Genomic DNA, 9,459 nt, shown 5'->3' with positions numbered 1-9,459 from the left:
GGCCGAGGGCGGCGAGCAGGTCGCCGAGCAGCCCGCGGTGCTCGGCGCGGGAGACGAGGGAGGCCGCGGCGGGGGCGCTGGTGAAGGTGATCGCGTCGACCGAGCGGGAGACGACGGCGTCCAGGAGCCGGTCCACCGGGCCCAGGTCCTCCGGCGGCATCCACCGGTACACCGGCACCGGCAGCACCTCCGCGCCCGCCGCCCGCAGCGACTCCACGAACCCCGGCAGCGGCTCCCCGTGCAGCTGTACGGCGATGCGGCGGCCGTCCACGCCCTCCTCCAGGAGCCGGTCGAGCACCTCGGCCATGGACTCGGAGGACGGCGACCACTCCTCGGTCAGCCCGGCGGCCCGGATCGCCCCCTTCACCTTGGGTCCGCGCGCGAGCAACTCGACGTTCCGCAGCCTTTGCAGCAACTGCTCGCCGAAACCCCACCCGTCCGCGGCCTCGACCCACCCCCGGAAACCGATCGCGGTGGTCGCCACGACGACGTCCGGCGCCTGGTCGATGATCTCCTTCGTGGCGGCGAGCAGCTCGCCGTCGTCCGCGAGCGGCACGATGCGCAGGGCGGGGGCGTGCAGCACAGCGGCACCGCGCCGCTGCAGCAGCGCCCCGAGCTCGTCGGCGCGGCGCGCGGCCGTGACCCCCACGGTGAACCCCGCGAGAGGGCCGTGCCGGCCGGGCTCCGGCCGCTGCTGCTGTTCCTCGTCCATGGCTGCTCTCCTAGCTGACCCGCATGCCGAACGAGCCTGTCAACGGTGCGTGACAGGCTCGGTTCGGGTTCATGTCACCAGTGTTACGTCACACCTCGGCGTAGCTGAGCTGCGCCTTTGCCTCGGTGGCGGTGGCGGACCGCTGCTGCGCGGCCGGCCGGCGAAGGTATACGGCCCAGGTGATGGCGAAACAGAGGCCGTAGTAGGCCAGGAAGGCGACGAACGCGCCGGTGCCGGAGCCGTAGGAGAGGAAGGACTGCCGGAAGGCGAGGTTGATGCCGACGCCGCCGAGCGCGCCGACCGCGCCGATGAGGCCCATGGAGGCACCGGAGAGCCGACGCCCGTACTTGACCGCGTCCTCACCCTCCAGCCCCTTGGCGAGGGCCTTGGTCTGGAAGATGCCGGGGATCATCTTGAACGTCGAGCCGTTACCGATTCCGGTGAGCGAGAACAGCACCACGAACGCGACGACGAACAGCGGCAGCGACTTCTGCATGCTGGCGACGACCAGGACAGCGGTGGCGGCGGCCATGGCGACGTAGTTGTAGACAGTGATCTTCGCGCCGCCGTACTTGTCGGCGAGCCAGCCGCCCACGGGCCGGATCAGCGAGCCGAGCAGGGGGCCCATGAAGGTGAGGTACGTGGCCTGCAGCGGCGTACGGCCGAACTGGTTCGTCAGCACCTGGCCGAAGGCGAAGCTGTAGCCGATGAAGGAGCCGAACGTCCCGATGTAGAGGAGGGACATGATCCAGGTGTGGGCGTCCTTCGCGGCGTCCTTGGCGGCACCGGTGTCGTTCTTGACGTTCTCGATGTTGTCCATGAAGAGCGCGGCGAGGACCGCGGCGACGACGATGAGCGGGATGTAGATCCCCAGCAGCACCCGCGGCCCGCCGTTGGCGCCGATGACGGCGAGGGCCACCAGCTGGATCGCCGCCACACCGATGTTGCCGCCGCCCGCGTTGAGCCCGAGCGCCCACCCCTTCTTCTTCAGCGGGAAGAAGGCGTTGATGTTGGTCATGGAGGAGGCGAAATTGCCCCCGCCGATGCCGGCGAGGAGCCCGATCCACAGGAAGGTGTCGAACGACGTCCCCGGCTTCATGACGGCGAACGCGGCAACGCTCGGGATGAGCAGCAGGCTGGCCGAGATGATCGTCCAGTTCCGCCCGCCGAAGATCGCGACGGCGAAGGTGTAGGGCACGCGCACGACGGCACCGACCAGGGTCACCATCGACGTCAGCAGGAACTTGTCGGCCGGGGTCAGCCCGTACTCCGGCCCCATGAAGAGAACCAGCACGGACCACAGGGTCCAGATCGAGAACCCGATGTGCTCGGAGAGCACGGAGAAGAACAGATTGCGGCGGGCGATCTTCTCCCCGGTCTCTTTCCAGAATGTCTCGTCCTCCGGATCCCACTCCTGGATCCAGCGACTACGGGAAGTAGGGGATGGGGCTGTCATGACGCCTCCACGGTGCTCCGCGTGCTCGGTCTGCTACGAGTAACTAGGCCACGAAGGTAGGGAGGCGTCGTTTCCGCGCTGTGGCTGTGGGTGACCGGAAGGGAACGTTGCTCTCACCCCGGGAAGAGGGCGGGTGAGAGGTCCGTTCCGGGCGCCGGGTCAGCGGGAGGGGTACGGCGGCTGCTGGGGCTGCTGGTGGTAGGGGCCGGGGGCGTACGGCCCTGCGGGCTGCTGAGGGGCGGCGTACGGCCCGGCGGGCTGCTGGGGCGGGGCGTAGGGGCCGGGGATGTAGGGGCCGGGGGGCTGCTGACCGTAACCGGCGGGGGCGGGAGCGGCGGGGGGCTGGCCGCCGTAGGGGCCGTAGCCGGGCTGGCCGGGCTGGCCGCCGCCGTACGGGCCGTAGGGGCCGGGCTGCTGCGGGGGCTGGTACTGAGGCTGGTACTGAGGCTGGTACTGGGGGTGTTGCATGGGACCCTGCTGCATGGAGCCTTGTTGCATGGGAATGGGCGTGCCGGGCGGCAGATACCGCACCCGTCCGCCCTCGCCCGTCACCGGCATGAATCCGGCGGCCTGGAGTCGCTGCGCGAACTTGGCGTTGCGCCCGCGCGTGACGAAGAACCCGAGCCCCATGACCGCCATGAGGAGGGCCCATACGACACCGGAGACGACGAAGGCACCCGCACTCCCGCCGGCGCGCGCAGCGGCCAGCACCAGCCCGAGGGTGATGCCCCCGGCCCCGAGCAGCATGCGCTTCTCGGCGTTCTTCCCGGTGAGGTCGAACTGGATCCGGGCCTTGAGGAGTTCGACGGCGTCGGGGACGAGGGGCGGCAGCGAGACACCGTCGGCGGCGTTCGGGTACTGCGCCCAGTTCTGCGCGGCGCGGGCCCGCCCCTGCGGGCTGTGATCCGGCACGATCAGTAGTTTGAGCACGTTGTTGCGGGAGCCGGTGTGGCGGGCGTCGGCGTACTCGTACCCGAACTGCTGGGCGACGAAGGCGAGCCGGGCGAGCTTCTTCACGGAGCCCCAGGCGTTGGAGAGCTCAACGGGCTCACCACTGGCCATCAACTGGAACATCTTCCGTGTCTGCCGCACGCTCATCGCATCCGCTCCCCGTCGGTCGAGCCACTCTTTTCACTTCTGCAACGCAGGAAGTGTTCCATGTGGCATGCACCGGGAGAACGGCCACCGGGTGGATTGACCGGAGCTTGACCCGCCGTCAGCGCTCGCGGACCTCGAACCACAGCAGCTTCCCGGCACCGCGGTCCAAGGGCCCACCGTCTCCGACGGACAGGCCGCCCCACGAGTCCGCGTACTCCTGCACGAGCCGCAGGCCCCGCCCCCGCTCGGCTTCCGCCGGGACATACGGCACACGGTCCCGGGGAGGCTCCCCGAAGGGGGCGGGGATACGCGGGTGACTGTCCCAGACCCCGACCCGCAGCCGACCGTCCGCGAGAGCGGTGAGCCGGAGGGAGGCGGGACCGTGTGTGTGCCGGTAGGCGTTGGTGACCAATTCGGACGTCAGCAGCTCGACGATGTCGAGAACCTCTCCCCTGCCATGGCCGCTGAGCGCCGCCCGCACGGTCATACGTGCGACGCGTGCCGCGCGCGGATCATGGGGCAGGCGAAGGGCGTACGCCCAGGTGTCGGGCGGGGATACGGTGTCCACGGTGACCTCCGACGAGAGACGGGACTCGGGTTCGCTCACCTACCGCGCCGGGCGGTGGCTCTGCCGTAGGGGTGCGCTTCCGGCTTATGGGCGGGGAGTTGGGCGACGCAGAATCACCATAGAGCGCCACGATGTAATAATTGACATCACCCGAGGGAAAGCCTTGACATTTACCTCCTGTGGGTGACTCACGGGAACGTCATGACGAGAGAGGGCTCAGTGCCGCCCAGCACCACCCCCACCTTGCGCCAGCAACGTCTCGGCGCCGAGTTGCGCAAGCTCAGGGAGCACTCCGGGCTCACATCCACCGCCGCCGCAGGACTACTCGGCCTCAAACAGGCACAGATCAGCAACATCGAGTCAGGCCGCTACGCCGTGAGCGCCGACCGCGTACGCAGCATTGCCCGTACGTACAGTTGTGCCGACACAGCACTGGTCGAAGCCCTCGCCGCGATGACCGGCGGCCGCAGACGCGGCTGGTGGGACGAGTACCGCGATCATCTGCCCGCCGGATTGATCGACCTGGCCGAACTGGAGCACCACGCGTCCGGGTTGCGCGTGGCCCTGGTTATCCATGTCCCGGCCCTGCTGCAGACGACGGACCACGCACGGGCACTCTTCCGTGCGGTCTTCCCGCCGCTCCAGCAGTACGAGATCGAACATCGCCTCACTCACCGCATCAAGCGCCAGGGCATCCTCCACAAGACCGATCCCACCCCCTATACGGCAACCATTCACGAGGCGGCGCTCAGGATGGGGTTCGGCGGCCGGGACGTAGCCGCCGCTCAGCTCAAGCACCTCGTCGCCATGAGCGAACTCGCCCACATCACCGTCCGGGTCATCCCCTTCGGCGAAGCGAGCTTCCACGGCACAGGCCAGGGAATCGACTATGTCGCGGGGGCGGTACCGCAGCTCGACACGGTGCAGCTGGACACCCACCACGGCTGCGAATTCCTGGACGGGGAGGCTCAGTTGAACAAGTACCGTTCAGTGGTCGACCACATGGAGGCGAGCGCCCTCAACCCGCAAGCGTCCCGAGACCTCATCCACCGCATCACCCAGGAACTCTGAGGAATCCCGCCATGTCCGAGCCCACCTGGCAGAAGTCCACCTACAGCGGCGACGCTTCCAACTGCGTCGAGGTAGCCAACGTCCCCTCAACCATCCGCATCCGCGACTCGAAGCACACCACCGGCCCCCACCTCACCGTAGCGCCCGCCGCCTGGGCCCACTTCGTCTCCTGCCTGGTACCGCCCCGGCCACGGTGACCGCATGGGAACGGACATCCACGGCTGGATCGAGTGCCGCACCTGGCGCGAAGGCCTGAACCACGACGAGACGGCCTGGTCCCCGGCGATCAGCCTGCCGATGCTGGGCATGCCGCGGGACTACGACGGCTTCGCCTGCCTCTTCGGAGTACGCGACTTCGACGCCACGTGGCGCCCGGTGGCGGCGAACCGAGGCCTACCTCCGGACACGTCCCCCGAGGTCCGTGCAGAACACGCCACCTGGGCGGCTGCGGCCTTCGCGGAGACCTGGCTGACCTGGCCGGAGGCGAGGGCGATCGACTGGACGGAACCGGCTATCCCCCGCACCACCCACATCAGCCGCTACCATCGCACCCCGGACGGCGCCCTCCGCCTGATCCACCACCACGACTGGAGCGGAGGCTTCGCGCGGGCGAGCGGCATCAACACACTCACCACGTCCCCGGCGGACCTGGCCGGCCTCCACCCCGAGGGCACGGAATGGACCGCCGGCACCACGCTCTACCGAGCCGAACGCGCCCGCCGCCGCGACGCGGTTCCGGTGGACGGCCCGTGGGCGCCGGTGTGGACGGTGATGGAGGCCCTGGCGGGGGTGCACGGGGTGGGAAACGTACGGCTGGTGGCGTGGTTCGACGAGTGACTGCTCGTTATCCTCTTCCGGACCCCACTCAGGAATGCGAGAGCTCATGCCCGATGCTTCGAGGAACGAGGGCTCCACCGCGCAGCGCCCTCAGCGCTCCCGCCTGGGAAACATCCTCTTCGGGGTAGGCGCACTCGCCGTCCTGGCCACGATGACGCTGGGAGCCTTCGCAGGTGTCTTGTTCATGAGCAAGTTGGCGGACGCGTCACCGTTCTCGGCGATGGTGCCTGACCACGGACACACCGCACTGGTCGTCGGCGGCATCGCTGCGGGCGGGGTCATCGGGCTGACGCTCCCGACGATCCTGTTCGGCATGGTGCGGGGTGGTGACCAGGAGCGTCCGGTCGGCCCACGTTCAGCCCTGCTCAAGGTGCTCGCCCTCATCCTCTTCGGCGTCTATCTCCTGGTCGGGTCGATCGTCGTGTCCCAGGTGGGATGGATCTTTCCGCAGGGCGTCACCACTCTTGTTGCCGTCTTCGCCATCGGTTTCAGTTGGATGCCACTGGCCATGGTCCCGTGGGAAAAGGTGGGATTGGGAGGGGTCGTAGGAGACCGCTTCGGGTCGCATCGCTCATCGGGCTCACAGCAGGCGGACTGAGTTCGCCAGTTCGTCGGCGATGCGCGTCAGTTCCTCCCCCAGTCCCAGCGTCTTCCACAAGAGCCGGCATTCCAGGAGCGTGGGATGGTCCCGGGGCAGCACGTAATGAGCCACGCCTTCCAGGATCGCGCTGGTATCGGTCTCAGGAGCGGTGGGCTCGAAACGGTGGACTCGGAGTGCTGGTCCCAGAGGTAGATCTACCTCGGTGAGCGCGGGTTTCCCGAAGAAGGGGCCTTCCGAGATGGCTGCCTCGGCCCTGAGCACGTCGATGTGCAAGGCCTCCGGAGGGGCCTGCAACTCCCGCACGGTGTAGCTGGCAAGGACCACGCCGTTCGGCGGAGCAAACAGCGCCGCGCACATCGCCCGTTGTCGTACGGCGGTGCCCCAGTACCAGAGAAGGTCTTCGGCGAACGCGCGACGCGACTCCGACGGGGAGTCGGTGCCGATGTGCTGTTCCGAGACTTCCTGCGACCACCTTTCCGGGTCTTCGCGTCCCAGGTCGAGGACCACCCAGTTCTCCGAAGGGGTCAATGCGACCAGGCACTCACGCCAGTTTTCAGCCGTCTCCACGAGGCTCACTTTCCGGCGAGCCCGGCGTCGGGACCAGTCACATCGATGTCCGGGTCCTCGCCCCACAGCCCGATGAAGCTGTTGGTGTCGGAAGTCGCTCCGATGCCTGTGGCCCCAAGGGCCCATGCGTTGTAGGACAAGGCTTTCTTGAAGGCATCGGGCGCGCCGATGAAGTCGAGGTCCGCGGACGACACGTTCCTCATACGGCCGAGTTCGTCCACCATGCCCGGTCCCACATACATGCTGGCCAGACCACGTATCCCGGCAGTGTTGTACGCACTGCGGGCCGCAGCCAGGTTGTCACCGACCTTGAACAGATCCCGCCAGTTGCTTCGCACGGCACCCAGATCGTCCACAAAGGAGCCTTTCAGGCCCTTGAACGCGGCGGCGAACGACACATCAGGGAGTGCGACGGCGGGCACCGCGCCGGCGCGCTGCCCGACCATCTCGATCACGAGAGCCCGTCTGGCCGCGGTACCGAGCGTCGGGTTCCAGGCACGGACGTACTGTGTGGCGGCGGTCCACACACGGCTGCGTCCGACCGTGGCCGCGAGCTTGGAACCTGCCGAGAAAACGCGGCCCACGCCGAAGGTCGCGAGCCCGAGGACGTCCATGGCCACATCGCTCCAGGAGCCGTCTCCGTTGATGGCGAGCAGAAGGTGGCAGGCGAGAGAGACCACGGTCATCACCAACGCGACGGTTCCCAGGACGCCGGCGATCGCCTGCCCGATGACCGGGATCCAGCCGACGAGAAGGGACACTACCCCGCAGACCGCCGCAATGGCACCGGCAGCATTGGCGACCCAGGTCAACGTGGACCGTAGGTTGTCCAGCCAGGAGTCGTTGAGCCCGTCACCGTGCGTGGTGTCATGGATGCGCTGCGCAGCCTTGTTCCCCGCGTTCTCATGGCGGGTCTTCACCGCTGCCAGTTTGTCCCGGAGGTCGTCGAGTCCGCCCTGAAGGTCAGTCACCTTCTTGTCGAGCCTGCCCTGCCCGTCCTTGTCTGTGCCTTTGGGCGGGTTCTCGGCCTTGGAGCGTGCCGCGGACAGATCGTCGTGCTGTTGTTCCGCCTGGGTGAGGAGGCGGTCAGCGTCGCCCTGGATGGTTTCCAGATCGGTGTAGTACTCCCTGAGCGCCGCTCCGGCGTCGGCGTAGCGGTCCTGAGCCTTACTCACCGTCTGCGCGGTGTCGTTCGCCTTGTCTGCGAAAGCGCGTCCCGCGTCGGAGTCCCAGCTGTCCAGATTGCCGAGACGACGCAGCGCCGCGACGGTGTCGGAGATGGTCTTCGCCGTGGCCTCGAACCGGCGTGAGAGTGCTTCCATCTCGTGGACCTCACCGGGGACGGGATCGCCGCTCTCCCCCAGCACTTCCCATCTGTGGTCCGCCGGACGGCTCACTTCTTCTGCCCTTTGCCCACCAGCGCGTTGTAGAGCGCTGTGTCCAACTCCGTGTAGGCCTTGCCCGCCTCGTGGGCCAATTGCCCGAGTCCCTGGATCTCCTCGACCATCTTCTTGCGGTTGTCGTCCCAGCCGTCGGAGAAGGCCTGCAACCGCTCATAGAGGAGCTTGTGCCCAACGGTGCGGCGGTCGTAGGCATCCATGAGTTTGTCGAGCCCCTCGAATTCCGTTGCCACGGAACGCAAGCCTGCCCCCACCGTGTGCAGGTCATCGGTCGAAACCTTGAGTCTCTTGCTCACGCCTGTGCCCCCGTCGTCTCCTCGCCCTCGTGACGCCAGCGCAAGGTCGCGGCCACGGCATCGAACAGCTCCACCATGGCATCCGCGATCGGCTCCAGCGGCGTACTGAACGTCAACATCAGCACGCTGTCGCGATCCAGGACCGGTACGAAGTACTCCACGATCGTGTCCTGAAACTCGGATCCCAGCCGACGTGACGCCTTGGTCCGCTCACGCCTCAGCAACCGAGCCGCGCGCCCAGCGGCGGGGAGGGTCACGGGCTCGACCTCGCCTGAGCCGCTCAGAGCTGCCACCGCATCAAGACTGTCGAACTTCTCGTCGAGCAGCGACACCAGCAACGACGCCGAGAGTGGGATACCGCCCGCTTCCAGGAACGACAGATACAGCGCCACACCACCTCGCTCGGCCCCCGCCTCGGCAGCACCACGAAGCTGTTCGTCCGCCTTTCGGCGCAGCACGGGCTGATCGTCCACCCCGGCGAACTGCCGCCGGATCAAGGCACTGATCGAGGCCTCACGCCGATCCGATGGCTGCAGCGGAATGCGGTACCAGTCCTCCGGCGTGATCAGCCCAAAGGCAGGTGACTGACGAACCGCCTGTTCGCCACAGTTGTTCGTTCGCTCAGGCACGGCCCCAAATGTCTCTCATCGGTTGACGGACTGGATCTCCTGCACAATGACATTCTGGGTGGCCCCGAAGGTCCCGTCATCCAGGCTTCCGCCCGCCCCTCCCGTGCCCGTCCAACTGATCTTCCAGGTGATCGTTGCCTTGAGCGGGTACGAGCCCGTGCCCGAGGAGTGCAGGTACTTCACTCCACAGGGTGGCGTCTCACCGGCCTTCCCCTTGGCGTAGG

Annotated in this window: 12 protein-coding genes and 1 pseudogene; 4 read left to right on the top strand and 9 right to left on the bottom strand. The window is 67.7% G+C overall.

All coding sequences use genetic code 11. From position 1 onward, the window contains the following. The 4 genes from JF597_RS50955 to JF597_RS50940 all read right to left on the bottom strand — a co-directional run. Positions 1-712: uroporphyrinogen-III synthase (locus JF597_RS50955; RefSeq protein ID WP_294013295.1), on the bottom strand; the 712-nt coding region annotated here is incomplete at its 3' end. Between the two features lie 88 nt (positions 713-800). After that, positions 801-2,168, bottom strand: a complete 1,368-nt coding sequence (locus JF597_RS50950; RefSeq protein WP_294013292.1) for a nitrate/nitrite transporter — start codon at positions 2,166-2,168, stop codon at positions 801-803. Positions 2,169-2,327: 159 nt separating this feature from the next. Further along, complete coding sequence (locus JF597_RS50945; protein WP_294013289.1) at positions 2,328-3,266, bottom strand: hypothetical protein; 939 nt, start codon at positions 3,264-3,266, stop codon at positions 2,328-2,330. Between the two features lie 118 nt (positions 3,267-3,384). Next, complete coding sequence (locus JF597_RS50940) at positions 3,385-3,834, bottom strand: ATP-binding protein (protein WP_294013286.1); 450 nt, start codon at positions 3,832-3,834, stop codon at positions 3,385-3,387. A 219-nt stretch (positions 3,835-4,053) separates the two neighbouring features. Here JF597_RS50940 and JF597_RS50935 point away from each other — a divergent pair, with 219 nt between their 5' ends. The 4 genes from JF597_RS50935 to JF597_RS50920 are packed head-to-tail and all read left to right on the top strand — an operon-like array spanning position 4,054 to position 6,340. After that, entirely contained in the window at positions 4,054-4,905 is an 852-nt protein-coding gene (locus JF597_RS50935) for a helix-turn-helix transcriptional regulator (protein WP_294013283.1), read from the top strand. Positions 4,906-4,916: 11 nt separating this feature from the next. Further along, positions 4,917-5,102: a DUF397 domain-containing protein gene (locus JF597_RS50930; protein WP_294013280.1), complete on the top strand. Its 186-nt coding sequence runs from the start codon at positions 4,917-4,919 to the stop codon at positions 5,100-5,102. Positions 5,103-5,106: 4 nt separating this feature from the next. Beyond that, positions 5,107-5,742, top strand: coding sequence for a hypothetical protein (locus JF597_RS50925; RefSeq protein WP_294013279.1), 636 nt, complete (start codon positions 5,107-5,109; stop codon positions 5,740-5,742). A 46-nt stretch (positions 5,743-5,788) separates the two neighbouring features. Further along, positions 5,789-6,340 carry a hypothetical protein gene (locus JF597_RS50920; RefSeq protein WP_294013277.1) on the top strand — a complete coding sequence of 184 codons (552 nt, stop codon included), beginning with the start codon at positions 5,789-5,791 and terminating at the stop codon, positions 6,338-6,340. Here the strand turns inward: JF597_RS50920 and JF597_RS50915 are convergent. The 5 genes and pseudogenes from JF597_RS50915 to JF597_RS50895 all read right to left on the bottom strand — a co-directional run. Beyond that, positions 6,323-6,910, bottom strand: coding sequence for a hypothetical protein (locus JF597_RS50915; protein WP_294013275.1), 588 nt, complete (start codon positions 6,908-6,910; stop codon positions 6,323-6,325). The genes JF597_RS50920 and JF597_RS50915 overlap by 18 nt on opposite strands. A gap of 5 nt (positions 6,911-6,915) precedes the next feature. Beyond that, entirely contained in the window at positions 6,916-8,232 is a 1,317-nt protein-coding gene (locus JF597_RS50910; RefSeq protein ID WP_294013272.1) for a hypothetical protein, read from the bottom strand. 71 nt (positions 8,233-8,303) lie between these two features. Then, the gene (locus JF597_RS50905) at positions 8,304-8,606 is read right to left on the bottom strand and encodes a hypothetical protein (RefSeq protein WP_294013269.1); all 303 of its coding nucleotides are present in this window, start codon (positions 8,604-8,606) and stop codon (positions 8,304-8,306) included. Continuing rightward, positions 8,603-9,235, bottom strand: a complete 633-nt coding sequence (locus JF597_RS50900; protein WP_294013266.1) for a hypothetical protein — start codon at positions 9,233-9,235, stop codon at positions 8,603-8,605. The genes JF597_RS50905 and JF597_RS50900 overlap by 4 nt, the downstream gene beginning before the upstream one ends. A gap of 15 nt (positions 9,236-9,250) precedes the next feature. Beyond that, a pseudogene (locus JF597_RS50895) lies at positions 9,251-9,459 on the bottom strand (hypothetical protein); the annotation flags it as partial.

The sequence above is a fragment of the Streptomyces sp. genome (assembly GCF_019510245.1).
Classification (GTDB): domain Bacteria; phylum Actinomycetota; class Actinomycetes; order Streptomycetales; family Streptomycetaceae; genus Streptomyces.
This window is presented reverse-complemented; position numbering and strand designations above follow the sequence as displayed.

Excerpts from the sequence above, each read along its gene's own strand:
- JF597_RS50950 (WP_294013292.1), bottom strand. The coding sequence starts at position 2,168 with ATGACAGCCCCATCCCCTACTTCCCGTAGTCGCTGGATCCAGGAGTGG.
- JF597_RS50945 (WP_294013289.1), bottom strand. The coding sequence starts at position 3,266 with ATGAGCGTGCGGCAGACACGGAAGATGTTCCAGTTGATGGCCAGTGGT.
- JF597_RS50930 (WP_294013280.1), top strand. The coding sequence starts at position 4,917 with ATGTCCGAGCCCACCTGGCAGAAGTCCACCTACAGCGGCGACGCTTCC.
- JF597_RS50925 (WP_294013279.1), top strand. The coding sequence starts at position 5,107 with ATGGGAACGGACATCCACGGCTGGATCGAGTGCCGCACCTGGCGCGAA.
- JF597_RS50920 (WP_294013277.1), top strand. The coding sequence starts at position 5,789 with ATGCCCGATGCTTCGAGGAACGAGGGCTCCACCGCGCAGCGCCCTCAG.
- JF597_RS50910 (WP_294013272.1), bottom strand. The coding sequence starts at position 8,232 with ATGGAAGCACTCTCACGCCGGTTCGAGGCCACGGCGAAGACCATCTCC.